20 protein-coding genes are annotated in these 25,064 nt (G+C 73.4%); 8 read left to right on the top strand and 12 right to left on the bottom strand.

The features are described 5' to 3' along the window. Positions 1–61 precede the first annotated feature (61 nt). Genes DDJ31_RS16760 through DDJ31_RS16770 form a run of 3 tightly spaced genes read left to right on the top strand, consistent with a single transcriptional unit; the run spans position 62 to position 1,361 of the window. Positions 62–874, top strand: coding sequence for a helix-turn-helix domain-containing protein (locus tag DDJ31_RS16760; protein ID WP_171480835.1), 813 nt, complete (start codon positions 62–64; stop codon positions 872–874). Then, entirely contained in the window at positions 871–1,122 is a 252-nt protein-coding gene (locus DDJ31_RS16765; RefSeq protein ID WP_127179480.1) for a DUF397 domain-containing protein, read from the top strand. The genes DDJ31_RS16760 and DDJ31_RS16765 overlap by 4 nt, the downstream gene beginning before the upstream one ends. Beyond that, on the top strand, positions 1,083–1,361 hold the full coding sequence (locus DDJ31_RS16770; protein WP_431027891.1) for a DUF397 domain-containing protein: 279 nt from the start codon (positions 1,083–1,085) through the stop codon (positions 1,359–1,361). Before DDJ31_RS16765 ends, DDJ31_RS16770 begins: the two co-directional genes overlap by 40 nt. Here DDJ31_RS16770 and DDJ31_RS16775 read toward each other — a convergent pair. Continuing rightward, entirely contained in the window at positions 1,349–3,871 is a 2,523-nt protein-coding gene (locus tag DDJ31_RS16775) for a tetratricopeptide repeat protein (protein WP_164784949.1), read from the bottom strand. The two genes, DDJ31_RS16770 and DDJ31_RS16775, sit on opposite strands and share 13 nt — an antisense overlap. Before the next feature lie 164 nt (positions 3,872–4,035). On the opposite strand from DDJ31_RS16775, the gene DDJ31_RS16780 reads away from it, so the two are divergent. Both DDJ31_RS16780 and DDJ31_RS16785 read left to right on the top strand, forming a co-directional pair. Beyond that, positions 4,036–4,584: a DUF2165 domain-containing protein gene (locus tag DDJ31_RS16780; RefSeq protein ID WP_171480836.1), complete on the top strand. Its 549-nt coding sequence runs from the start codon at positions 4,036–4,038 to the stop codon at positions 4,582–4,584. 128 nt (positions 4,585–4,712) lie between these two features. Further along, on the top strand, positions 4,713–5,240 hold the full coding sequence (locus DDJ31_RS16785) for a peptidylprolyl isomerase (RefSeq protein WP_127179478.1): 528 nt from the start codon (positions 4,713–4,715) through the stop codon (positions 5,238–5,240). A gap of 82 nt (positions 5,241–5,322) precedes the next feature. Here the strand turns inward: DDJ31_RS16785 and DDJ31_RS16790 are convergent, their stop codons facing one another. From DDJ31_RS16790 to DDJ31_RS16800, 3 genes are all read right to left on the bottom strand, one after another. Next, positions 5,323–5,892 (bottom strand): hypothetical protein, encoded by a 570-nt coding sequence (locus DDJ31_RS16790; RefSeq protein WP_127179477.1) that lies wholly within the window; start codon positions 5,890–5,892, stop codon positions 5,323–5,325. A 50-nt stretch (positions 5,893–5,942) separates the two neighbouring features. Next, on the bottom strand, positions 5,943–8,528 hold the full coding sequence (locus tag DDJ31_RS16795; protein ID WP_127179476.1) for a bifunctional FO biosynthesis protein CofGH: 2,586 nt from the start codon (positions 8,526–8,528) through the stop codon (positions 5,943–5,945). A gap of 69 nt (positions 8,529–8,597) precedes the next feature. Next, positions 8,598–9,464: a TIGR03619 family F420-dependent LLM class oxidoreductase gene (locus DDJ31_RS16800; protein ID WP_127179475.1), complete on the bottom strand. Its 867-nt coding sequence runs from the start codon at positions 9,462–9,464 to the stop codon at positions 8,598–8,600. Positions 9,465–9,631: 167 nt separating this feature from the next. Here DDJ31_RS16800 and DDJ31_RS16805 point away from each other — a divergent pair, with 167 nt between their 5' ends. Continuing rightward, on the top strand, positions 9,632–11,164 hold the full coding sequence (locus DDJ31_RS16805) for a CehA/McbA family metallohydrolase (protein ID WP_127179474.1): 1,533 nt from the start codon (positions 9,632–9,634) through the stop codon (positions 11,162–11,164). A gap of 38 nt (positions 11,165–11,202) precedes the next feature. On the opposite strand, the gene DDJ31_RS16810 is transcribed toward DDJ31_RS16805, so the two are convergent. The 7 genes from DDJ31_RS16810 to DDJ31_RS16840 all read right to left on the bottom strand — a co-directional run bounded on the left by DDJ31_RS16810 (position 11,203) and on the right by DDJ31_RS16840 (position 19,642). Then, positions 11,203–12,042: an endonuclease/exonuclease/phosphatase family protein gene (locus DDJ31_RS16810; RefSeq protein ID WP_127179473.1), complete on the bottom strand. Its 840-nt coding sequence runs from the start codon at positions 12,040–12,042 to the stop codon at positions 11,203–11,205. Between the two features lie 126 nt (positions 12,043–12,168). Then, entirely contained in the window at positions 12,169–13,623 is a 1,455-nt protein-coding gene (locus DDJ31_RS16815) for an aldehyde dehydrogenase family protein (protein ID WP_127179472.1), read from the bottom strand. After that, positions 13,620–15,356, bottom strand: coding sequence for an N-acyl-D-amino-acid deacylase family protein (locus tag DDJ31_RS16820; RefSeq protein ID WP_127179471.1), 1,737 nt, complete (start codon positions 15,354–15,356; stop codon positions 13,620–13,622). The genes DDJ31_RS16815 and DDJ31_RS16820 overlap by 4 nt, the downstream gene beginning before the upstream one ends. Positions 15,357–15,480: 124 nt before the next feature. Next, on the bottom strand, positions 15,481–16,599 hold the full coding sequence (locus DDJ31_RS16825) for an LLM class flavin-dependent oxidoreductase (protein WP_127179470.1): 1,119 nt from the start codon (positions 16,597–16,599) through the stop codon (positions 15,481–15,483). A gap of 119 nt (positions 16,600–16,718) precedes the next feature. Further along, complete coding sequence (locus DDJ31_RS16830; RefSeq protein ID WP_127179469.1) at positions 16,719–17,489, bottom strand: SDR family NAD(P)-dependent oxidoreductase; 771 nt, start codon at positions 17,487–17,489, stop codon at positions 16,719–16,721. Between the two features lie 9 nt (positions 17,490–17,498). After that, positions 17,499–18,422 carry an LLM class F420-dependent oxidoreductase gene (locus tag DDJ31_RS16835; protein ID WP_240678185.1) on the bottom strand — a complete coding sequence of 308 codons (924 nt, stop codon included), beginning with the start codon at positions 18,420–18,422 and terminating at the stop codon, positions 17,499–17,501. After that, positions 18,419–19,642 carry an amidohydrolase family protein gene (locus tag DDJ31_RS16840; RefSeq protein ID WP_127179467.1) on the bottom strand — a complete coding sequence of 408 codons (1,224 nt, stop codon included), beginning with the start codon at positions 19,640–19,642 and terminating at the stop codon, positions 18,419–18,421. The genes DDJ31_RS16835 and DDJ31_RS16840 overlap by 4 nt, the downstream gene beginning before the upstream one ends. 194 nt (positions 19,643–19,836) lie before the next feature. On the opposite strand from DDJ31_RS16840, the gene DDJ31_RS16845 reads away from it, so the two are divergent. Both DDJ31_RS16845 and DDJ31_RS16850 read left to right on the top strand, forming a co-directional pair. After that, positions 19,837–22,806: an AfsR/SARP family transcriptional regulator gene (locus DDJ31_RS16845; RefSeq protein WP_127179466.1), complete on the top strand. Its 2,970-nt coding sequence runs from the start codon at positions 19,837–19,839 to the stop codon at positions 22,804–22,806. Between the two features lie 285 nt (positions 22,807–23,091). Continuing rightward, complete coding sequence (locus DDJ31_RS16850; RefSeq protein ID WP_127179465.1) at positions 23,092–23,304, top strand: hypothetical protein; 213 nt, start codon at positions 23,092–23,094, stop codon at positions 23,302–23,304. Between the two features lie 66 nt (positions 23,305–23,370). Here the strand turns inward: DDJ31_RS16850 and DDJ31_RS16855 are convergent, their stop codons facing one another. Further along, complete coding sequence (locus tag DDJ31_RS16855; protein WP_127179464.1) at positions 23,371–25,011, bottom strand: FadD3 family acyl-CoA ligase; 1,641 nt, start codon at positions 25,009–25,011, stop codon at positions 23,371–23,373. Positions 25,012–25,064: the final 53 nt, after the last annotated feature.

The raw sequence follows: 25,064 nt of genomic DNA on the forward strand, positions 1-25,064 counted from the left end.
GCAGAGCGACTGTCCGGACGCGCTCCGGAGTCGTCCGGCTGGTGCACGGGAGGTGGACGGGGTGGAGGACGAAGAGGCCACGGCCGTACTCAAGGCGGTGGGCCGCCAGATCAAGGCATGGCGGGAGTCGGCGGGGCTGCGCCAGTCGGAACTGGGGGCGGCCGTCGGCTACAGCGAGGAGATGGTGTCCTCGGTGGAACGGGGGCGACGGGTCCCGAAGCCCGACTTCCTCGACAAGGCGGACAAGGCACTCGGCGCGGGCGGCAAGCTCGCGACGATGAAGGAGGACGTGGAGAAGGCGCGGTACCCGAAGAAGGTCCGTGATCTGAAGCAACTGGAGGACGAGGCGGTGGAGATGGGGGCGTACGCGAGCCATCACATCCACGGGCTGCTCCAGACCCCTCAGTACGCCAGGGAGTTGTATGTCATGAGACGTCCCGCGTACTCGGAGGAGGAGATCGACCGCTACGTCACCGCCCGCGTGGCACGGAAGGCGGTCTTCGAGCGAACACCCCTGCCGCTTCTCACCTTTGTCCAGGAAGAGGTGACGCTACGGCGCCCCCTCGGGGGCAGAATGATTCTGCGGCGGCAACTCGAACACCTTCTGGAGATGAGCAAGTTGCGGCACGTCGAGATTCAGGTGATGCCAAACGACCGCGAGGACCACGCAGGCATGGGCGGCTCGCTCCAACTGCTGAAGCTTCAGGACGGCAAAACACTCGGGCACTCGGAGGGTCAACTCGCCAACCGCCTGATCAGCGACCCCCGAGAAGTCCAGATCCTTGAGATGCGCTATGGCATGATCCGGGCGCAGGCACTCACGCCCCGAGAGTCACTGGCCTTCATCGAGAAAGTCATGGGAGAAGAGACATGACCCCCGCGCTGAACTGGTTCAAGAGCAGCTACAGCAGCAACGACGGCCCAGAGTGCGTCGAAGTCGCCCTGGCCTGGCGCAAGAGCAGCTACAGCGGCAACGACGGTCCCGATTGCGTGGAGATCGCCGTAGCCACCACCTCCGCCACCATCCACGTCCGCGACACCAAGGACCGCCACGGCCCGCAACTCGCCTTCGGGGAGCGCTCATGGACCGGCTTCATCCAGAGCTGCTCGGCGGCATCATGACCACCTCACTGACCTGGTTCAAGAGCAGCTACAGCAGCAATGACGGCCCCGCGTGCGTCGAAGTCGCACTGAACTGGCGCAAGAGCAGCCACAGCAGCAACGACGGCCCCAACTGTGTCGAGGTCGCGATAACGCCCGCCGCCGCCACCGTCCACGTCCGCGACACCAAAGACCGCCGTCGCGCGCCGCTCGTCTTCGGGGGGTCGGCCTGGGGCGAGTTCGCCGGTCAGGTCGGGTAGGTCCGCTCCGCCTGGTGGTTCTCCAGGGCGGCCCGCGCTTCTCCGAGGGCGATCAGGGCCTGGGCGTGGCCGGGATCGCGTTCCACCACCTGGCGCAGGTCCTCGATCGCGCCCTCGGCGTCGCCCAGCCGCCGTCTGGTCCGTGCCCGGCGCACCAGCGCCCACGTGTAGCCGGGTGACAGTTCCACGGCCTGGTTCAGGTCGGCCAGCGCCTGCTGGTCGCGGCCCAGTTCGTAGTGGGCGGCGCCCCGGCCCGCGAGGACGGAGGGGTAGTCGGGTTGGAGCGTGAGGGCTCTGCCGAATTCCGTGACCGCCTCCTCGAAGCGGCCCGCACGGCGGTACGTCTCTCCGCGTTCCGACGCGACCCACGCCGAGCCGGGTGCGGCGCGGACGGCCCGGTCGAGGTCGGTGAACGCCCGCTCCCAGTCGCCGAGTTCCGCTCGCAGGCGGGCTCGGCGGACCAGCGGCCAGAGGCGGGTCCCGTCGGCGCCCACGGCTCGGTCGAAGTCGGCGAGTGCCTCGTCGTACCGGCCGAGGGCGTGCAGGCAGACGCCTCTGGACGAGAGGGCGTCGCTGTCGGTCGGGTCGAGGGCGACGGCCCGGTCGAAGTCGGCGACGGCCTGCGGCAACCGGCCCGCCAGCCGGTGGGTCTCCCCTCGGCCCGCGATGACCCTGGCCATGCCGGGGGTGAGTTCGTCCGCGCGGTCGAAGGCGGCCAGGGCCGCCGGGAGGTCTCCCAGGAACCGCAGGGTGAGTCCCCGGTTGTGGTGGGCCACGTCCAGGTCGGGGGCGTTGCCGACGGCCTGGTCGCACTCGCGCAGCGCGCGCTGGTGGTCCCCCGCGTGACGGAGTTCTATGCCCCGCAGGGTGTGGGCGAGGGCCCGGCCGCGCGCGCTGGTCGCGGGGTGGGCGAGGAGCAGGTCCATCGCGGGGGTCGCCCCGGTGTCGTCGTCCACGAGGAGTCGCGCCAGTCGGCGTCCGAGGTCCTGGAGGTCGGGCGCGGCGGCGGCGTCTCCCGCCTCCTCCAGCATGCGGGCCCAGCGCCGGCCGGCCGCGCGGTCCGTGCCGCAGACCACGATCAGGTCTTCGATCGCCGCCGGGAGCGCGGCCGAGGGGCGGGCGCACAGCGCGTGGTACAGCTCCTCGATCCGCAGCTCGCGCCAGTGCTCCTGATCCCACTCCTGGTGGGGGCGCAGCCCGTCCGCCGCCTCGGCGCGCCACCGTCCGAACTCCGCGGCGAGCCGCTGGTGCCGCTCGGTCCAGCCGCGGGGGGAGCGGCGCCGTTGCAGCCGGAGCATCGGGCCGCGGACCAGGCCGTGGTAGCGCAGGCGGTCCCCGCGGTCGTCGACGAACGCCAGTCCGCGCAGCCAGCCGAAGAGGGCGTCCGCCTCGTCGTCGGGGCACTCGGCGGCGGCCCGGAACACGTCCATGTCCAGGCTGCGGGGCAGGGCGCAGGCGAGGGCGAGGGCGCGGTGTGTCGGGTTCTGCTCCCACTTCAGGAAGCGTTCGACGGCCGTGGCGCTGAAGTCGCCCACGTCGTCGGGGTCGGTGGGGCGCTGTTCGGCCAGGGTGGAGACCAGGACCGGGAGGCCACCGGTGAGCCGCAGGACCTCCTCGACGACGGGTTCCGCGACGACGCCTCTGTCGGCGAGCAGGCCGCGCGTCTCCGCCTCGGTGAACGGGCCGAGCGGCAGGTCGGCGACGAAGTCCGCGAAGCCGCCCCAGCGGGCGGTGTCGAAGGGGTGCTGGCCGGCGGTCACGACGACGACGGTGGCGGGCAGGGCGCCGTGCCGGTCGGTCGTCATCGTCTCGTGCAGCCAGCCGTCGAGGAACGGCCCGGTCCGCTCGTAGGTGTCGAAGAACAGGACGATCCAGGGGGCGGACGAGGCCGCGTCGGTGAGTTCGGTGAGCAGCGCCGGGGTGAGCACCCGCTCGGGCGACAGGACCAGTTGGACGTCCTCCTGGTTGCGGAAGCGGGCGCTGAGCCCCGCCCGCACCCGGTCGGCGTGGTGGGCGAGCCGCTCCGCGTCGAGCGCGCCGGCGAAGGCGCCCACGCCCGGCACCATGCCGAGGCCCACCAGCCCGGCCCGCGCCACCAGCACGCTGCCCGTGGACGGTCCGTCCGGCTCCGGGTCCGTCGGCCCGGGTCCGGCCGTCACGACGGCCTCCGCCTCGTGCCGTCGGTCGCGGTGCGCGGCCAGCAGCCGGTCCAGTTCCTTGAACCGTGCTCCCTGGGCGCCGAGTTGGCGGCTGATGGCGCCCATCGCCTCCGCCGCGCTGGCTCCCGCGCTCTCGTCGACGTAGGCGGTCAGGGCGCCCTTCTCCCGGGCTATCTGCTCCAACTCGCGGACCAGGAAGGTCTTTCCGACGCCCGCGTCGCCGTGCACATGGAAGAGGAAGCGGTGCCGTTCGTCCTCGGGCGCGGTCTCCAAGTTGGCGCGGAAGGCGGCGCGTTCGCGACCGCGTCCGACGAATCCGGCGCGGCTGCGCTGCCGGATCAGCTCCTGCATCGAAGGTCGCGTCGACCCCATCCCGGCCCCACCCCCGCGGTTCGCCCGCTCAGAGTCTGGCAGAGTCCGCGGGGCGGGGAGAGGCCGGAACGCGCACCCACCCGCCGGTGGTCTGGCCTGAAGTCGATGGGGAGGGTGGTGGGGCCAGTGGGCAGGACCACCTCATGACGCCCACCACCCCCACCGCCCGCACCACCACGACCGCCCCCGCCGCTCCGCCCGTCTCGCGTGCCCTGGTGCTCTGCGCCGGGGTGCTCACCGGCGTCCTCGCGCTGTACATCGCGCTCGTGGCGTTCGGGAACGTCACCGACTTCGGGACCAATCAGCAGTTCGTCCGGCATGTGCTGGCCATGGACACCACGTTCAGGGACGACGACGTGATGTGGCGGGCGATCACCAGCCGTCCGGTGCAGGACGCCGTGTACGTCGCGATCATCGGGTGGGAGGCCGTCGCCGCGCTGGCGCTCGCCGCCGGGACCTGGTTCTGGGGGCGGCGGGACGTCGCGCGGGCCCGGCGGTGGTCGACGGGCGGGCTGCTCATGCTGATGCTGCTGTTCGGCGCCGGGTTCATCGCCGTCGGCGGGGAGTGGTTCTCGATGTGGCAGTCCAAGGACTGGAACGGGCTGGAGGCCGCGACCCGGGTCTTCCTGCTCAGCGGGGTCGCGCTGCTCTTCGTCCAGCTCCCCGAGGGGTTCGGGCGCGCGCGGTCCTGACGCGCGGTCCATCCCCTCCGTCGCGTGGCGCCACTCGTGTGGGTGAGACGCCGTGTCCGCGCTCCCGGGCGCGCGGGTCGGGCCGCGAGACTGGTCGGACCTATAAGCCGCATAACCGAAGGAACGTCATGGCGGAAGAGCTGTACGCGACCTTGAAGACCAACCAGGGCGACATCGTGGTCCGGCTGCTGCCGGAGCACGCCCCCAAGACGGTGCGCAACTTCGTGGATCTCGCGACCGGCGCCCGCGAGTGGATCGACCCGAACACCGGCCGGCCGAGCAGCGAGCCCCTCTACGACGGGACGGTGTTCCACCGGGTCATCGAGGGTTTCATGATCCAGGGCGGTGACCCGCTGGGGAACGGATCGGGTGGGCCCGGGTACAAGTTCGCCGACGAGTTCCACCCGGAGCTGGCCTTCACCAAGCCCTATCTGCTCGCCATGGCCAACGCGGGCCCCGGCACCAACGGTTCGCAGTTCTTCATCACTCTCGCGCCCACCACCTGGCTCACCAACAAGCACACCATCTTCGGCGAGGTCGCCGACGACGCCGGCCGCAAGGTCGTCGACGCGATCGGTACGACGGCCACCAACCCGCGCAACGACCGCCCGGTGCGGGACGTGATCGTCGAGAAGGTGACCGTCGAGAAGCGATGAGCCGCCGACCGGCCGGCCCGCGCGCCGTCCAGGCGCCGGAGGACGGCGGTCGTGCTGGTCGAGCGCCGGGACGGCGGTCGTCCTAGTCGACCACGGCCACCTTCGTGCCCGTCGTCCCGAACGCCCACAGTGCCGTCCCGTCCGCCGTGCGCAGGCGGATGCCGCCGGTCCCGGTGCCCGCCGGGGCCGGCGGCGGGGACGAGCCGTCCACCGCGTTGGAGAAGGCGAGGTTCACGCCCGCCTTCTTGCCGAAGTAGAGGATGTGCTCGATCTTCACGCCGTCCGAGCCGGTGATCACGCCCGGATTGCGCAGGGAGACCGTGTAGCTGCCCGCGTCGGGGGCGATCGTGCCCGGCCACACCGCGAAGGTGCGGCGGGCCGCGTCGCTCGCGTCGACGAGCCAGACGCGGTGCTGCGCCACCGAGTAGACGATCCTGCGGCCCACCCCTGAGCCGTCCGGCACCACCGTCGGCGTCGGCTTCGGGGACGCCGGGGCCGACACGCTGGGGCGCGGGGTCGGGCTCGCGGCGGCCGTGGGGGCCGGGTGCGGGCCCCGGTCCGCCTGTACGGCCAGGGCGGCGACCGCCGCGACCGCTCCCACGGTCAGACCGGTGACCCAGACCCACGAAGGCAGTCGGGCTGGCACGGGCACGCAACTCCTCAGCTACACGTCCTCGTCAAACAGAGGTCGGATCATCGTACTCACTCCAGCACGGGCAGAAGTTCCGGCAGATGCCCGTCGGAGGCGGCGGCGGCCCGCTGCCGCTCCTCGGAGACCTCGCCGTACAGCGTCGTGCGGGGCTTCGCCGGGCGTCCCGCCGCGTCCGCCACCGCGATCAGGTCCCGCACCGACTTGTAGGAGCCGTAGGAGGAGCCCGCCATCCGGGAGATCGTCTCCTCCATCAGCGTGCCGCCCAGGTCGTTCGCGCCGGAGCGCAGCATCTCCGCCGCGCCCTCGGTGCCGAGCTTCACCCAGCTCGTCTGGATGTTGGGGATCCAGGGGTGCAGCAGGAGGCGGGCCATCGCCGTCACCGCCCGGTTGTCCCTGATCGTGGGGCCGGGCCTGGCGATGCCCGCGAGGTACACGGGCGCGTTGGTGTGGATGAACGGCAGGGTCACGAACTCCGTGAAGCCGCCGGTGCGTTGCTGGATGCCGGCCAGCGTGCGCAGATGGCCGAGCCAGTGCCTGGGCTGGTCGACATGGCCGTACATCATCGTGGACGACGAGCGGATGCCCAGCTCGTGGGCGGTCGTGATGACCTCGATCCAGGTCGCGGCGGGCAGCTTGCCCTTGGTGAGGATCCAGCGGACCTCGTCGTCGAGGATCTCGGCCGCGGTGCCGGGCACCGAGTCGAGGCCCGCCTCCTTGGCCGCCGTCAGCCACTCCCTGATCGACAGGCCGGTCCTGGTCGCGCCGTTGACGACCTCCATCGGCGAGAACGCGTGCACGTGCATGCCGGGGACGCGTTCCTTGACGGCCTTCGCGATGTCGAAGTAGGCGGTGCCCGGCAGGTCCGGGTGGATGCCGCCCTGCATGCACACCTCGACCGCGCCGACCTCCCACGCCTGCTGGGCGCGGTCGGCGACCTGGTCGAGGGAGAGGGTGTAGGCGTCGGCGTCGGTGCGGCGCTGGGCGAACGCGCAGAACCGGCAGCCGGTGTAGCAGACGTTGGTGAAGTTGATGTTGCGGGTCACGATGTACGTGACGTCGTCGCCGACGGCCGCCCTGCGCACGTCGTCCGCGATGCCGGTCAGCGCGTCGAGGGCCGGGCCGTCCGCGTGCAGCAGGGCGAGCGCCTCGGCGTCCGTCAGCTTCGTCGGGTCGTCGGCCGCCGTCGCGAGGGCGGCCCGGACGTCGGTGTCGATGCGCTCGGGCGCCATGCCGGGCACGGCCGCCTCGCGCAGCGCCTCCCAGTCGCCGTACACCTCGTCGAAGTCGTCGCGCCGGTCGCCGGTGCGGCCCTCGGTGTCGATGGACGTGTGCAGGTCGGTGCGGCCCGAGGAGACGAACGCCTCCTCGGGTTCCTGCCACGGGTGGCCCTCGACCACCGCGTCCGGGCGGGCGAGCCCGGTCTCCGGGTCGGCGAGGGCGGCCACGTGCGGGCGCAGCCTCGGGTCGAGCCACGGCTCGCCCCGGCGCACGAACTCCGGGTAGACGCAGAGCCGTTCGCGCAGTTCGAAGCCGGCCGCGCGGGAGCGTTCGGTGAGTTCCTCGATCTGCGGCCAGGGGCGTTCGGGGTTGACGTGGTCGATGGTGAGCGGGGAGACCCCGCCCCAGTCGTCGATGCCCGCGCCGATGAGCCGCTCGTACTCGGAGTCGACCAGGTTGGGCGGCGCCTGGAGGCAGGCGGCGGGGCCCATGATGAGCCGGGCGACGGCCACCGCGGCGACCAGGTCGTCGAGTTCGGCGTCGGGCATGCCGCGCATCGCGGTGTCGGGCTTGGCGCGGAAGTTCTGGATGATGAGTTCCTGGACGCCGTGGTAGGCGCGCGCCACCCGGCGCAGCGCGAACAGGGAGTCGGCGCGCTCCTCGTACGTCTCCCCGATGCCGAGCAGGATGCCGGAGGTGAAGGGGACGGAGGAGCGCCCCGCGTCCTCCAGGACCCGCAGCCGGACGGCGGGTTCCTTGTCGGGGGAGCCGTGGTGCGGGCCGCCCGGCTCGGACCAGAGGCGGGTGGCGGTCGTCTCCAGCATCATGCCCATGGACGGCGCGACCGGCTTCAGCCGCTGGAAGTCGGTCCAGGACAGCACCCCGGGGTTGAGGTGCGGCAGCAGGCCGGTCTCCTCCAGGATGCGGACGGAGATGGCGCGGACGTAGGCGATGGTGTCGTCGTAGCCGTGCGCGTCGAGCCATTCGCGCGCCTCGGGCCAGCGCTCCTCAGGCTTGTCGCCGAGGGTGATGAGGGCTTCCTTGCAGCCGAGGGCCGCGCCCTTGCGGGCGATGTCGAGGACCTCGTCGGGGGACATGAACATGCCGTGCCCGTCCCTGCGGAGCTTGCCGGGGACGGTGACGAAGGTGCAGTAGTGGCACTTGTCGCGGCAGAGCCGGGTGAGGGGGATGAAGACGCTCTTGGAGTAGGTGATGACGCCGGGCCGGCCGGCCGCTTCGAGGCCCGCGTCGCGCACCCTGGCGGCGGAGGCGGTGAGGTCGTCGAGTGCCTCGCCGCGCGCCTGGAGCAGGACGGCGGCCTCGGTGGCGTCGAGGGCCACGCCGTCCCTGGCTCGTTTGAGGGCGCGACGCATGGAGTTCTCGGTGGGGCCGGTTCCGGAGGTCGCGGAAGTCGTCATCCTTCGAGCATACGAGCGCCCTGAACTGCGCAGACAGGCGCCGTCCGATTCGTCCCCGCGCGGCGGGCGTTACACGGTGCCCCTGGCAGCGGGCAGGAAGGCCGCGTACCCGTCCAGGGCGCGCAGCACCTCGCTCTCGCCGGCCGGCGGCAGCTGTACGACGACCTCCTCGATGCCGAGGCCCGCGTAGTGGTCGAGCTTGCCCGCGGTGGGGAAGACGGCGTACGGGACGACCTGGAGGGCGGCCGGGTCGCGGCCCGCGTCGGCCCAGGCGGCGCGCAGCGCGGGCAGTGACTCGCCGAGTCCGCGCCCGCCGATGGGCAGCCAGCCGTCGGCGTATTCGCAGATGTGGGCGAAGAGGCGGGGTCCGGCCGCGCCGCCGACGAGGGTGCGCGGGCCGACCACGGGACCGCGCGGCTTCTGGGCGGGCTTGGGGTGCGCGAAGCTGGCCCGTACGCTCCCGAACTCGCCCTGGTGGGCGGTGGGTTCCTCGTTCCACAGGGCGCGCATCAGCGCCATCCGGTCGCGGACCAGCTCCCGCCTGCCGCGCCAGGCGACGCCGTGGTCGGCGGCCTCCTCGACGTTCCAGCCGTAGCCGAGGCCGAGGGTGAACCGGCCGCCGGAGAGGTGGTCGAGGGTGGCGACCTGCTTGGCGAGGTCGATCGCGTCGTGCTGGGCGACCAGGGTGATGCCGGTGCCGAGGCCGAGGCGTTCGGTGACGGCGGCGGCCTGGCCGAGGGCGACGAACGGGTCGAGAGTGCGGCCGTACTCGCGCGGCAGGTCGCCGCCGGCCGGGTAGGGGGAGGTGCGTTCGGTGGGGATGTGCGTGTGCTCGGGCAGATAGAGGCCCGCGAAACCGCGCTGTTCCAGCTCACGGGCGAGCCGGGTCGGAGTGATCGTCTCGTCGGTGAGGAAGATCGTTACGGCGATACGCATGCCCCTTCTCTACCGCTCCCCCGGCCAGATGTCCATACCGACCGGTCGGGATCGCCGGCGTCGCGCTGGCGTGAAAGAGGGCTGCCCGGGGTGCGTACATGCCCTATCGTCACGCCGATCCCCTCTCTGACGACGGGAGTTCACCCCCGTACCGGAAGGTGGCCCGCATGTGTGACGACGCCCAGGACACCCCCGAGGACCCGGCCCGCGGCATCGGGCGGCGCGCGCTGTTCGTGACGGGTGCCGCCGCCGCCCTCACCGCGGGGAGCGTGACCTTCGCCGCGGCCGCGGGCGGGGACCGGCAGACCCGCACGATCCGCGGCACCCTGCCCGCCGGAGCCCCGGACTTCGTCTATGTGCCCGTCGAAGTCCCCACCGGGGTGCGGGAGTTCAGGGTCTCCTACCGCTACGACCGGCCCGCGGTACCGGCCGGGACCGCGGGCAACGCCCTCGACATCGGACTCTTCGACGAGCGCGGCACCGCCCTCGGCGGCCGGGGGTTCAGGGGCTGGTCGGGCGGCGCCCGCACGGAGTTCCTCGTCCGGGCCGACGACGCGACGCCCGGCTATCTGCCGGGACCGGTGCGGGCCGGCACCTGGCACATCGCGCTCGGCCCCTACACGGTCGCCCCGCAGGGCCTGGCGTACGAGCTGACGGTGACCCTCGAACACGGCGAGCCCGGCACCACCCCGTCGCCGCGCTACCCGCCCGAGCGGGCCGGCGGCCGGGGGCGCGCCTGGTACCGGGGCGACTGCCATCTGCACTCCTGGTACTCCGACGGCCGCCGCACCCCGGCCGAGATCGCGGCCCTGGCCCGTGCCGCCGGGCTCGACTTCATCAACTCCTCCGACCACAACACGCACGCGGCGCACCCGCACTGGGCCGACGCGGCGGGCGAGGACCTGCTGATCCTGCTCGGTGAGGAGATCACCACCCGCAACGGCCATGTGGTGGCCCTCGGCACCGACCCCGGCACCTTCGTGGACTGGCGCTACCGGGCCCGCGACCACCGGTTCGGGGCGTTCGCGCGGCAGATCCGCCGGGCCGGCGGACTGGTGGTGCCGGCCCATCCGCACGCCACCTGCGTCGGCTGCGGCTGGAAGTTCGGCTTCGGCGAGGCGGACGCGGTGGAGGTGTGGAACGGCCCGTTCACCGCCGACGACGAGGTGACGCTCGCCGCGTGGGACAACCTGCTCGTCGCGGCGGCCCGCGGCGGACGGCGGGAGTGGCTGCCCGCGATGGGCGGCAGCGACGCGCACCGCGACCCGGACGTGGTGGGGCTGCCGCAGACGGTGGTGCTCGCCGACGACCTGACCCGGCGGGCGATCCAGGACGGCATCCGCGCGGGCCGCTCCTACGTCGCCGAGTCCAAGGACGTCTCCCTGTCGTTCACCGCCACCGGCGGCCGGGGCCTGCGCGCGGGCATCGGCGAACGGCTCCCGGTCGCGCCCGACGCGCCGGTCACCGTCCGCCTCGACGTCCGCGGCGCCCCCGGCTGCGTCCCGCGCCTGGTGACCGACGAGGGCGTCCTGCTGACCGGCGATCCGCTGCCCGCCGACGGGGCGGGCACCCTGGAGTGGCGGACGACGGCGGCCTACGCGGCGTACGTGCGCGCGGAGGTCCGCCACCCGCAGGCGGTCCCGCAACTCCCGGGCGCACCAGCCGCGTTCACCAACCCGATCTTCCTGGGCGAAGGCTAGGGACGTCCGGCGATTCCCGTCGAGCTGCCGGGCCCTCGTCAGGGCCGCCGCTCCGGTGCCGTCGTCCCCAGGTCGGCGACGACCGCCGTGTGGTCGGAGGGCCAGACGCCGTCGACCGGGCCGTGGCCCGCCCGGCGCACCCGCAGGACCGTGCCGAGGCCGCCGGGGCCCGCCGGGCCGCCGACGTGGATGTAGTCGATGCGGGCGCTGGGGCCGAGGCCGGGGTGGACGTACGGGTTGTCGTGGTCCCAGGTCGCGGCGGGCGCCGTCGGGTCCGCGTACTCCCAGGCGTCGAAGAAGACCTGGCCGGGCACGGCGGGCGCGGTGCGCACACCGCCGAAGAGGCGGATCTCGTCGGAGTCCGGCGGGGCGTTGAAGTCGCCGGTGACGACGGGCGGGAAGCCGGTGCCGTCCCGGTGGGCGGCGACGAAGGCGGCGAGGGCGGCGACCTGGTCGCGGCGGACGGCCGAGGCGTGCGGCGGCGAGGTGAGGTGCGCGGTGAAGAACGGCACCGGGGCGCCAGGGGCGTCGAGGCGGGCGTACAGGGCGAGCCTGCCGTCGTCGAGGTCCGCCGGGGCGGGGAGCCTGAGCACCGCGCGGTCGGTGACCGGCCAGCGGCTGAGCACCGCGTTGCCTACCTCCACGCCGCCGCGCCCTATCCGGCGCTGCCAGCGCTCGGAGGCGTCGGAGGCGGCCCAGGTCCAGTGCAGGCCGAGTTCGTCGGCGAGCCACTCGGCGAGGTTGACGCCGTCCGCCGACCACACCTCCTGGAGGCCGACGACGTCGGGGCGCAGCTCGCGCAGGACCGTGAGGACGGCTTTCTGCCGCTCCTCCCACGGGCCGAAACGCCACCACAGATTCCAGGTCACGATCCGCATCGGCCACCGTCCCCCGTCGTCGCTCGGCGAAGCGCCCGCCCCGTCCGCGCGCACCGGCGCGGAAGGTCATGAACGGGCACAGACGTCGTCCCCTGACCGGGGTCGGGGAAAACCCGGCAGGTCGGGTCAGCCGGGCCAGACGATCGACTGGACCTCCCCGTAGGCGTGCAGGGCGTAGGAGCCCACGTCCCGGCCGACGCCGCTGCGCTTGAAGCCGCCGAAGGGCGCCTCCATGTTGCGGCCCACGGTGTTGACGCCGACCCCGCCGGCCCGCAGGCGGCGGGCGGTGCGGAAGGCGCGGGCGACGTCGCCGGACCAGACGTAGTCGATCAGGCCGTAGTCGCTGTCGTTGGCGAGGGCGACGCCCTCCTCGTCGTCGTCGAAGGGGATGACGACCACGACCGGGCCGAAGATCTCCTCGCGGGCCACCCGCATGTCGTTGGTGCAGCCGGCCAGCAGGGTGGGCGCCACATAGAACCCGCTCGCGTGGGGAGGCCGTTCGCCGCCGGTGACGACCGTCGCGCCTTCCTCGCGGCCGAGTTCGACGTACGCCTCGACGCGGTCGCGGTGGGCGGCGGAGATGACCGGCCCGACGACCGTGTCCCGCTCCCTCGGGTCGCCCACCTTCAACCGGCTCGCGTAGGCGGCCAGTTGCTCCACCAGCTGGTCGTGGACGGCGCGCTGGGCGAGCACCCGGGTGGGGGCCGTGCAGATCTGGCCGCTGTAGAAGGAGAAGGTGGTGCCGATGCCGGCCACCGCCGACGCGAGGTCGGCGTCGTCGTGGACGACGGCCGCGCCCTTGCCGCCCAGCTCCATCAGCTGGCGTTTCATCGACCGCCCGCACACCTCCGCGATGCGCTGTCCGACGGCGGTGGAGCCGGTGAAGCTCACCATGTCGACGTCCGCCGAGGCGACGGCCGCCTCGCCGACGGCGACGTCCCGCCCGGAGACGACGTTCACGACCCCGGGCGGCGCCCCGGCCGCCTCCAGGGCCGCCGCCATCCGGTACACCGACAGCGGGTCCTGCGGCGCCGGTTTCACCACCACCGTGTTGCCCATGGCGAGCGCGGGCGCGACCTTGCCCGCCGGGTTGGCCCACGGGTTGTTGTACGAGGTGACGCAGGTGACGACGCCGACCGGACGGCGGGCGGCGAGCGCGCCGAGCACCCCGGCCCGGCCCATCGGGCCCGCCTCGTTGATCTGCGGCTCGATCGCCCACTCGTGGCGCTCCACCCGCGCGTAGCGCCGGAACCGGGCGGCGGCCACCGCGACCTGCATGCCGCGCGCGGTGGCGAGGGTGGCGCCGGTCTCCGCGGCGGCGAGGTCGGCGTACGGGCCGGCCTGGGCGCGGATCAGGTCGGCGGCCCGGCCGAGGACGGCGGCCCGCTCCTCGGGCGGGGTCCGCGACCAGGGCCCGAACGCCTCCTTGGCGGCGGCGCAGGCGGCGCGCGCCTGCGCGGGCGACGCCTCGGGGGCGAGGCCCACGGTCCGTTCGGTCGCCGGGTCGACGACGTCGTAGAAGCCGCCGTCGGGCTCGGTCCAGGCGCCGCCGACGAAGAGGCGCTGCGGTGGCTCGGTCACCGGGTGCTCACCGTCCTGGTGTCCCGCCCCGAGCGCAGCACCCGGCCGGGCACCGCGCCGCTGACCGCGTCGTCGCGGATGGCCTCGACGCCGTTGACCCAGACGGCCCGCACGCCGAGCGCCCTGGCGTCCAGGCGGGGGCTGTCGCCGGGCAGGTCGTGCACCAGGGTGGCCTGGCCCGCGTCGATCCGCTCCGGGTCGAACAGCACCAGGTCGGCGTGGAACCCGGCCTCGATCCGGCCCCGTTCGCGCAGTCCGAACAGTTGGGCGGGGTCGTCGGTGAGCATCTTCACGGCCTGTTCGACGCCGACCAGCCGGCGCCCGCGCAGGCAGTCCCCGAGGAAGCGGGTGGTGTACGGCGCCCCGCACATCCGGTCGAGGTGGGCGCCCGCGTCGGAGCCGCCGAGCAGGACGTCCTCGTGGCGCCAGGTCTCGGCGCGCAGCGCCCAGGAGGCGGGGTCGTTGTCGGTGGGCATGGGCCACAGCACGGTGCGCAGCCGGTCGGCGGCGCAGATCTCGACCAGGCAGGCGAAGGGGTCCTGGCCGCGTTCGGCGGCGATGTCCTCGACGACCCGGCCGGACAGCCCGCGGTTGGCGTCGCTGTAGGTGTCGCCGATGACGTACCGGCCGAAGTGCGCGAGCCGCCGGAAGACGCCCGCCTCCTTGGAGTCGGCCCGGCGCAGCATCTCGGCCCGCACCTCGGGGTCGCGCAGCCTGGCGATGCGCTCGGGCACCGGCAGCGCGAGGATCGGCCCCCACCCGGGGATCAGGTTCAGGGCGCAGAAGGTGCCGAGGGACATGTTCATGGGGGTGAGGATCGGCATGGTGAGGGCGACGACCCTGCCGCCCGCCTTCCTGGCCCGTTCGCTCGCGTACAGCTGCCGGGGGACGCGTTCGGGTACGGCGGCGTCGACGGTCAGGACGTTCCAGTTCAGCGGGCGTCCGGCGACCGCGCTCAGCTCGGCGAACAGGTCGATCTCGGCGTCGCTGAACTGGTCGAGGCAGCCGGCCGTGATCGCCTCGATCTGGGTGCCCTCGTGCTCGCCCACCGCCCGTGCCAGCGCGAGGAGTTCGGCGGGCCTGGCGTGCCGGGAGGCGACGGGCTGTCCGTCGCCGTCGGTGTGGGTGCTCGACTGGGTGGTGGAGAAGCCCCAGGCGCCCGCGTCCATGGCCGCGTGCAACAGCCGCAGCATCTGGTCGAGTTGCTCGTCGCTCGGCTGTCCGCCGACGGCGTCGGCGCCCATCACGTACCGGCGCAGCGCGCAGTGCCCCACCATGAAGCCGGCGTTGACGGCGATGCGCCCCTCCAGGGCGTCGAGGTACTCCCCGAAGCCGTGCCAGTTCCAGGGCGCCCCCTCTTCGAGGGCGACCAGCGACATGCCCTCGACCTTGGACATCATGCGGCGGGTGTAGTCGGCGTCCTCGGGGCGGTCGGGGTTCAGGGGCGCGAGGGTGAAGCCGCAGTTGCCCGCGGCGACGGTGGTCACCCCGTGGTTGAGGGACGGGGTGGCGTACGGGTCCCAGAACAGCTGGGCGTCGTAGTGGGTGTGCGGGTCGACGAACCCGGGGGCGAGCATGAGCCCGGTGCCGTCCTCCCGGCTCCGGGACTCCTCGTCGGCCCCGATCGTCCCGATCCTCGCGATGCGCCCGCCGCGCGTCCCGACATCGGCGACGAAGGCGGGCCCTCCGGTCCCGTCGACGACGGTGACCCCGGCAATCACATGATCAAACATCCGGAAACCTCCTGACCGGCAGACGGCGGACACGCTCCGAAGGGGCCGCGGGGTACGGCACGAGCGACCGTGCCGCACCGGCACCCCGCGGCCGGGCTGACCCTGGGGACGGAACCCGGCGCGCCTACACCGCCGCGCGGAACCGCGAGGTCCGGTGGACGGGGTCCGTGTCGATCTTCGGAATCACGTGCTCGCCGATCAGCCGGATCGTCCGCAGCGTCTCCTCCTTCGGCACCCCCACCGGCAGCCCGAAGCTCAGCTGGTCCGCGCCCGCCTGCTCCCACCGCTTGCACTGGGTGAGCACCTCGTCCGGGTCGCCGCAGATCAGCAGCTCCTCCTCGATGAGCAGCTCCACGAACTCGGGCGTGTACTGCGGCAGCGTCTCCGGCCACTCGGGGAACCCCTCGGGCCTGGGGAAGGTGTCGTGGTAGCGGAAGACGAGCGACGGCAGGTAGTGCAGGCCGCCCGCGACGGCGGTCGCGATGGCCTCGTCGTGGGTCGGCGCGCAGATCGCCGTCGTCGTCACCATCACGTTGTCGTTGACGAAGTCGCCGATGGGTTCGGCGTTCACGATGGCGCTCTTGTACTGGTCGAGCACCCACTCCATGTCGGAGACCTTCTGGATGCTGAAGCCGAGCACGCCGAGCCCCTTGCGCGCGGCCATCGCGTACGACGGCGGCGACCCGGCCGCGTACCACATCGCCGGGTGCGACTTCCCGTACGGCTTGGGCAGGATCTTGCGCGGCGGGAGCTGCCAGTGGGTGCCCTGGAAGCCGACGTACTCGTCCTGGAGCCACATCTTGGGGAACTCCGCGATGGTCTCCTCCCAGATCTCCTTCGTGTGGTTCATGTCGGTGATGCCCGGCAGGAACCCGAGGATCTCGTGGGAGCCGGCGCCGCGTCCGCTGCCGAACTCGAAGCGGTTGCCGGTGAGATGGTCGAGCATGGCGACCTTCTCTGCGACCTTCACCGGGTGGTTGACCTGGGCCAGCGGGTTGAAGATCCCGGAGCCGAGGTGGATGCGTTCGGTGGCGTGGGCGAGGTAGCCGAGGTAGACGTCGTTGGCGGAGAGGTGCGAGTACTCCTCCAGGAAGTGGTGCTCGGACGCCCACGCGTACTTGAAGCCCGAGCGGTCCGCCTGGATGACGTACTCGGTCTCCTCCATCAGCGCCTTGTGCTCGGCGAGCGGGTCGGTCTCGGCGCGCTTGCCCACGTATCCCTGTACAAAGAGCCCGAATTCCAAGGAGGTTCACCGTCCCCTGTCGTCCGCAGTTTCTGACGCTCCGTCAGATACGGTCTGCCGCCCGACTGTGGCACCGGCCGCATGCACCGTCAATACCTGATGGGCGGTCAGCTATGGGTTCACAAGATCGAGACGCCGGCCAGCCAGCCGCCGTCGATGACGAACGGCTGCCCGGTGACGTACGAGGAGTCCTCGGCGGTGAGGAACAGCGCGAGCCTCGCCACCTCCTCGGGCCGTCCGACCCGGCCGAGCGGCACGAGCTTGCGGTACAGCTCCTCCAGCGCCCGGCCCATCTCCTCGGGGTCCGCGTCCGGGTCGAGCCTGGCCGGGTTGGACATCGCCGTGTCGATCGCGCCGGGGCAGACCGCGTTGACCCGGATCCGCCGGTGCGCCAGCTCCAGCGCGGCCACCCGGGTCAGCCCGAGGATCGCGTGTTTGGTCGCGGCGTACGCGCCCACCGCGGCCATGCCGGTGACGGCCGTGTAGGACGCGGTGTTGACGATGGTGGCGCCGTCCTCAAGGGCGGGCGCGACGGTCCTGATGCCGAGGAAGCAGCCGACCTGGTTGACCCGCACCACCCGCATGAACTCGTCGAGCGGGGTGTCCACGAGGGCGTTGAAGCGCAGGATGCCCGCGTTGTTGACGAGCCCGTCGAGGTGGCCGTACCGCTCCCTGGCGGTGTCGACCGCCGCCCGCCAGTCGTCCTCCTCCCCCACGTCGAGGTGGACGTACAGCGCGTCCAGCTCCTCGGCCAGCGCCCGCCCCTGGTCGTCGAGGACGTCGGCGACGACGACGTCGGCGCCCTCCGCCCGGAAGAGGCGGGCCTCCTGCTCGCCCTGCCCGCGTGCCGCGCCGGTGACGAGCACCACGCGGCCGTCCAGCTTGCCCATGCCTGACTCCTAGAGGTGGGGGGCCACGTCGGCGCCGAACGCGGCCATCTGGTCGATGAGTTCGGCCCGCCCGCGGCTGCGGAAGCGCACCTGGATCTGGTCGACGCCCATCTCCCGGTAGGCGCGCAGGGAGGCGGCGAGCGCCTGCGGCGGGCCGCTGAGCGTGCGCCGGCCGACGTCGTGCGCCGGGGTGCCGACGTACAGCGGCTCGGTGATCGCGCCGGTGGTGAACGGCCCCTCGACGCCCGCCCGTTCGCGCAGCTCGCGGATGCGGGCGAGCTGGGCCGGCAGCCGGTCGCGGGGGTCGCCCTGCGGGAGCCAGCCGTCGCCCTTGAGGGCGGCCCGGCGGACGGCCGCGGGCGAGGAGCCGCCGACCCAGAGCGGGACCCGGCTCTGGGCGGGCCGGGGGCGCTGGCCCAGGCCCTCGAAGTCGTAGTGCTCGCCGTGGTGTTCGGGGAACTCCTCGGGGCCGAGGGCGGCGCGCAGGGCGTCCACGCACTCGTCGAGGACCTGACCGCGCCGCGCGAAGTCCGCGCCGAGCGCGTCGAACTCCTCCCGGACGTGCCCGGCGCCGACCCCGAGGACCAGCCGGCCGCCGCTGAGGTGGTCGAGGGTGGCGTACTGCTTGGCGGTGAGCAGTGGGTGGCGCAGGCCGACCACGGCGACATGGCTGAGCAGCCTGACCCGTCCGGTCACCCCGGCCAGGTAGCCGAGGGTGGCGACGGGGTCGTACCAGACGGTGCTCATCGCGGCGGCGAGGCGGCGCGGGATCGCCACGTGGTCGCAGCAGGCGACGTAGTCGAAGCCGGACCGGTCGGCGGCGCGGGCGATCTCCGCGAGGTCCTCGGGACCGGCCGACGCCTCCCACGGCTCCGCGTACAGGGCGCTCTGCGACTGGACGGGCAACTGGATGCCGTACGCCGGCGCGCTCACCGCCACAGCCCCTCGGGGGTGAGCCCGAGCAGGTCGATCGCGTTGCCGCGCACGATGCGCTCCACCACGTCGGGCGCCAGGTGGCCCATCTGCGCCTCGCCGACCTCGCGTGACCTGGGCCAGGTGGAGTCGGAGTGCGGGTAGTCGGTCTCGTACAGGACGTTGCCGACGCCGATCGCGTCGAGGTTGCGCAGGCCGAACGCGTCGTCGAAGAAGCAGCCGTACACATGGTCGGCGAACAGCTCGGACGGCGGGCGGTGGACCTTGTCGGCGACCCCGCCCCAGCCGCGGTTCTCCTCCCAGACCACGTCGGCGCGTTCCAGGATGTAGGGGATCCAGCCGATCTGGCCCTCGGCGTACATCACCTTGAGGTTCGGGAAGCGCTCGAACTTGCCGCTCATCAGCCAGTCGACCATGGAGAAGCAGCAGTTGGCGAAGGTGATGGTGGAGCCGACCGCGGGGGGCGCGTCCTCGGAGGTGGACGGCATCCGGCTGCTGGAGCCGATGTGCATGGCGACGACCGTGCCGGTCTCGTCGCAGGCGGCGAGGAAGGGGTCCCAGTCGTCGGTGTGCACGGAGGGCAGCCCGAGGTGCGGGGGTATCTCGGAGAAGGCGACCGCGCGCACCCCGCGGGCCGCGTTGCGGCGGACCTCGGCGGCGGCCGACTCGGCGTCCCAGAGCGGGATGAGGGTGAGCGGGATCAGCCGTCCGCGGGCGTCGGGCCCGCACCACTCCTCGACCATCCAGTCGTTGTAGGCGCGCACCGACAGCAGCCCCAGCTCCCGGTCGGCGGCCTCGGTGAAGGTCTGGCCGCAGAAGCGCGGGAAGGTCGGGAAGCAGAGGGCGGACTGCACGTGGTTGACGTCCATGTCGGCCAGCCGCCGCTTCACGTCGAAGGAGCCCGGCCGCATCTGCTCGTAGGTGATGACCTCCAGGCGGATCTCGTCCCGGTCGTAGCCGACGGCGGTGTCGAGGCGGGTGAGCGGGCGGTGCAGGTCCTCGTAGACCCACCAGTCGCCGACCGGCCCCTCGTCTCCCGGGCGCCCCATCACCGGCTTGAACCGGCCGCCGAGGAACGTCATGTCCTTCAGCGGGGCGCGGACGATCCGCGGACCGGTGTCCAGGTACTTCCTCGGCAGCCGGTCCTGCCACACGGTCGGGGGCTCCACCGTGTGGTCGTCGACGGAGATGATCAGCGGAAACGCGGCGTCGGTGTCCATGGCCTTCACGGTAGCGCCGATCTGACGACCCGTCAGCTACGCGGACGGCCCGCTCCCCACCCGCCAGGCGCGGACCGTGTGAGGGGTTGGTGACATCCCGCGGGCCCGCGTGTGATTGCGCTCTCCAGAGCTGACGCATCTCCCGCGGACAAGGCAAACTGGCGGAGTTGCTCACAGTGTTTAGGGGGACGGCGATGGACGTACCGCGGGAGCCAGAGGTACCGCGCGTACCCGAGCAGAGGCGTCCAGGCCCGTCGGCCCCGACCGCTGCGACCGGCTTCGGGGTGCTCGGGCCGGTACGCGCCTGGCGCGACGGGGAACAGCTGAACACCGGATCGCCGCAGCAACGCGCCCTGCTCGCCGCGCTGTTGCTGCGTGAGGGCCGCACCGCGACCTCGGCCGAACTGATCGACGCCCTGTGGGGCGAGGAGTCGCCCTCGCAGGCGCTGGCCGCGGTGCGCACCTACGCCTCCAGACTGCGCAAGGCGCTCGGACCCGACGTCCTGGTCAGCGAGTCCGGCGGCTACGCGGTGCGCGGCCTCGGTGACGGCGCGCTCGACCTGACCGTCGCCCAGGACCTCGCCGCCGGGGCGGAGAAGGCGCGCGGCGCGGGCGATCTGCACCGGGCCAGGCAGGCGCTCGGCCGGGCGCTCGCGCTCTGGGACGGCGAGGCACTCGCCGGAGTGCCCGGACCGTACGCGGAGGCGCAGCGGGTCCGCCTCGAGGAGTGGCGGCTCCAACTCCTGGAGACCCGGCTCGACATGGACCTCGAACAGGGCTTCCACGCCGAGGCGGTCTCGGAGCTGACCGCGCTCACCGCCGAGCACCCGCTGCGCGAACGCCCGCGCGAGCTGCTGATGCTGGCCCTGTACCGCAGCGGACGGCAGGCCGAGGCGCTCGCCGTGTACACGGACACCCGGCGGCTGCTCGCCGAGGAGCTGGGCGTCGACCCGCGCCCGGGGCTCAGGGAGCTGCAGCAGCGCATCCTGCGCGCCGACCCGGACCTCGCCGACCCGCCCACGCCCCGCGCCGCTCCGCCGCCCGCCCCGACCCGGCCCGCGCAACTCCCGGCGAACGTGCCCGACTTCACCGGACGGGACGCCCATGTGCGGGAGCTGGCGCAGATGCTGACGTCGGTGGAGGGCCGGGTGATGGCGGTGTCGGCCCTCGCGGGCATCGGCGGCGTCGGCAAGACCACCCTCGCCGTGCATGTCGCCCACCGGACCAGGGCCGCCTTCCCCGACGGCCAGCTCTACGTCGACCTCCAGGGCGCCGGGGGCCGCTCCGCCGAGCCGGAGGCCGTCCTCGGCTCCTTCCTGCGCGCCCTCGGCACCCCCGACACCGCGATCCCCGACTCCCTCGACGACCGGGCCGCCCTGTACCGCTCGACCCTGGACGGGCGCCGGGTGCTGGTGCTCCTGGACAACGCGCGGGACGCGGCGCAGGTGCGGCCGCTGCTGCCGGGCACCGACGGCTGCGCCGCGCTCGTCACCTCCCGGGTGCGGATGGTCGACCTCGCGGGCGCCCACCTGGTCGACCTGGACGTGATGTCCCCCGACGAGGCGCTGGCCCTCTTCACGAAGATCGTCGGCGCGGAACGGGTGGCCGCCGAGCGGGAAGCGGCCCTGGACACCGTCGCGGCCTGCGGTTTCCTGCCGTTGGCGATCCGGATCGCCGCGTCCAGGCTGGCCGCGAGGCGGACCTGGACCGTCTCGGTGCTGGCGGCCAAGCTCGCCGACGAGCGCCGCCGCCTGGACGAGTTGCAGGCCGGCGACCTCGCCGTCAAGGCCACCTTCGAGCTGGGCTACGGGCAGTTGGAGCCCGCGCAGGCGCGCGCGTTCCGGCTGCTGGGGCTCGCCGACGGCCCGGACATCTCGCTGGCCGCCGCGGCCGCCGTCCTCGATCTGCCGGACGAGGAGACCGAGGACCTCCTCGAAGCGCTCGTCGACACCTCGCTCCTGGAGTCGGCGGCGCCCGGCCGCTACCGGTACCACGACCTGGTCAGGCTCTACGCGCGTGCGTGCGCCGAACGCGACGAGTGGCCGCCCGACGAGCCGGCCGCCGCGCTCTCCCGGCTCCTCGGCTTCTATCTGGCGAGCGCCGCCGCCGTCTACGCGATCGAGCGGCCCGGCGACCGCCTGGTGGACCACCTGGCGCCCGCCGACCACCCCGGGCTCGCCTTCACCGACCGGCACTCGGCGCAGGACTGGCTGTACGCGGAGGCGATCTGCCTGCTGGCCTGCGTCCGGCAGTGCGCCACCAGGACCGGCGGTCTGACCCGCGCCGTCGACCTGCTGTGGGCGGCGCACGACCTCTCCGAGTCGGGCGCCAACGCGCGGGCGTACGAGGCCACCGCCGAGGCCCTGGTGGAGGCCGCGCGCCTGGCGGGCGACCCGCGCGCCGAGGCCCGCGCCCTCACCACCCTCGTCAACGTCCGCCATGTCAGCGGCCGGTTCGAGCAGGCCGACCGGGACGCGGAGCGCGCCACCCGGCTCGCCCTCGCCGCCGACGACCTGCTGCCGGTGTGCTGGACCCGCAACGCGCGCGGCATCATCGCGCTCTACCAGAACCGGCACGACGACGGCGAGGAGCACCTCTCCGGCGCCATCGAGCACTTCCGCACCCTCGGCGACCGACCCGGCGAGGCCAGCGCCCTGTGCAACCTCTCCCGCATCCACCTCGCCACCGGCCGCACGGCGAGCGCCGTCGCGCTGGCCCGGCAGGGCATCTCCGTCTACGACGCGATGGACAACGCCCTGCGCGGCGCCAACGCCCGCTACGCGCTCGGGCTCGCGCTCACCCAGAGCGGCGAGCTGACGGCGGCGGCCGACCGGCTCCAGGAGGCGCTGGAGGTGTTCCGGGACAGCAGGCAGCGGCTGTGGGAGGGGATGAGCCTGTTCCGGCTCGCCGAGGTCGACCTGGCGGCCAGGCGCCCCGCGCAGGCGGCGTCCAACGCGGAGATGGCGCTGACCGTGCTGCGCGGGATCGGCGGCGCGTGGCGGCGCGGCAACGTCCTGACGGTGCTCGGCCGGGCGCTCGCGCTGATCGGGCAGACCGGGCGGGCGCAGGTGTGCTGGCAGGACGCGGCCCGCATCTACGAGGAGCTGGGCTCACCCGAACTCGCCCAGGTGCGGGCCCTGTTGGCCCCTGCGCGCGCGGCCTGACGGCAGCCGCCCGGGGGCGCGGGCGGCGATCCGCCGTGGAGTCCCAGGGGGTCGGGCGGGGAGCAGGTGACCGTCCCGTGGGGGGCGTTCATCATTCGTTTATGCACGTGAGGCATGCTTTTCCCAGTCGATCCGTCGCGTCGGGGGGCAGACGGATCGCCGCAGGGACGTCACGCGCACGCAGGCGGTGAACGGCCCGAAAGGCCCGCCTGGTCACCCCCGGGGGAGTGACCAGGCGGGTGCTGTCCCACCGGCCCCCTGGACGAATTCAAGGGGAGTTGACCCATGAGCGAGACGATCGAGCCCCAGGATCTGCACGCCACCGACAAGTCCGCCGACGCCGCCGCGGCCAAGGCCGCCGTCGAGTCGAAGGACCTGCACGCCACGTCGGAGCCGGCCGCGCTCGGCCTGCACGCCGTGCCGAAGCCGGACGCCGAGGAGCAGGTGGAGACGGAGGACCTGCATGCCACGTCGGAGCCGTTCAAGCCGACCAGGTGACCAGCACGTCGTCGGGGGACGACCGGCCGCGACAGCCCGGAGGGGAGCTGTCGCGGCCGTGGTGCGTCACAGGCCGCCGCGCCCGCGCAGCTCGCCCTTGACGACCTTGCCGCTCGCGTTGCGCGGCAGCCGGGCCACGAACTCCACCTGCCGGGGCACCTTGTAGTTGGCCATCTCGCGGCGCGACCAGGCGATCAGGTCGTCCGCCGTGCTGCGCGCGCCCGGCCTGCGCACCACGTACGCCCTGCCGACCTCGCCGAGCCGGTCGTCGGGCACCCCGACGACCGCGATGTCCGCCACGTCCGGGTGCAGGCCGAGGAGTTGCTCGATCTCCGCCGGGTACGCGTTGAAGCCGCCGACGATGAACATGTCCTTGATCCGGTCGGTGATCCGGAGGTTGCCCGCCGGGTCCAGGATGCCCACGTCCCCGGTGCGCAGCCAGCCGTCACCGCTGACGGCGTCCGCCGCCGCCCCCTCGGCCGCCTCGCCGTCGCCGCCGTCCCCGCCGTCCCCTCCTTCGTAACCCCGCATCACGTTGAAGCCCCGCACCAGCACCTCGCCGGGGCGGCCGGGCGGCAGCGGGGTGCCCTCCGGGTCGACGACTTGTACCTCGGTGCCCGGGATGGCGCGGCCCGACGTCGACGCCACGACCTCCGGCGGATCGCCCCTGCGGCACATCGTGACGATGCCGCTCGCCTCGGAGAGGCCGTAGGCCGTCAGGACCGTGCCGACGCCGAGTTCGCCGCGCAGCCGCTCCACGAGACGCAGCGGGACCACGGCCGCGCCGGTCACCACCAGGCGCAGCGCCGACAGGTCGTGCGCCTGCCTCGCCGGGTGGTCGAGGAGCGACTGGTGCAGGGTCGGCGGTCCCGGCAGCACCGACACCCGCTCCGCCGCGATGTTCGCGAGCACGGCGTCGACGTCGAAGACCGGCTGCGGGATCATCGTCGCGCCCCGCATGAGGCAGGCCAGGACGCCCGCCTTGTAGCCGAAGGTGTGGAAGAACGGGTTGACGATCAGATAGCGGTCGCCGCGGCGCAGCCCCGCGAGGTCGCTCCAGATCTCGTACGCCCGCAGCGTCTGCGCGTGGGTGATCGCCACGCCCTTGGGGCGGCCGGTGGTCCCCGAGGTGAAGACGAGGTCCGACGGCCGGTCGCCGCGCACCGCCGCCGCCCGCGCCCGCACCTCGCCCGCCGCGACCGTGCCGCCGCCGGCCAGGAACTCCTGCCAGGTGCGGAAACCGGCGGGCGCGTCCCCCGACAGCACCACCACCTCGCGCAGCTCGGGCAGTCCCGGCAACGGCCCCCGGCCGGGCCCCGCACCGGCCGCGCGGCGCAGCGCCGCCACGTACGAGGTGCCCAGGAACGCCCCCGTCACGAACAGCAGCCTGGCCCGGCTCGCGCGCAGCGCGTAGGCCGCCTCGGCGCCCTTGAAGCGGGTGTTGAGCGGCACCAGGACCGCACCGGCCGAGACCGCGCCGAGCGCGGCGACGATCCAGTCGAGCGAGTTGGGCGCCCAGACCGCGACCCGGTCGCCCGGCGCGAGGCCGTGGGCGACGCAGGCCGCCGCCGCGCGCTCGACGCGGGCGCCGAGTTCGCCGTAGGAGATCCGGGTCCTTCCCTCGACGACCGCCTCGGTGTCGGCGTACCGCTCGGCCGCCGCGCGGACCAGTCCGGGGATGCTGCCCCACTCCACGTCACCACGCACGACCGGCCTCCAGCCCTCCGCACACCCGTAGCTGACGGACCATCAGATTAGCT

Origin of the sequence: Streptomyces griseoviridis, assembly GCF_005222485.1 — a bacterium.
Taxonomy (GTDB): Bacteria; Actinomycetota; Actinomycetes; order Streptomycetales; family Streptomycetaceae; genus Streptomyces; species Streptomyces hintoniae.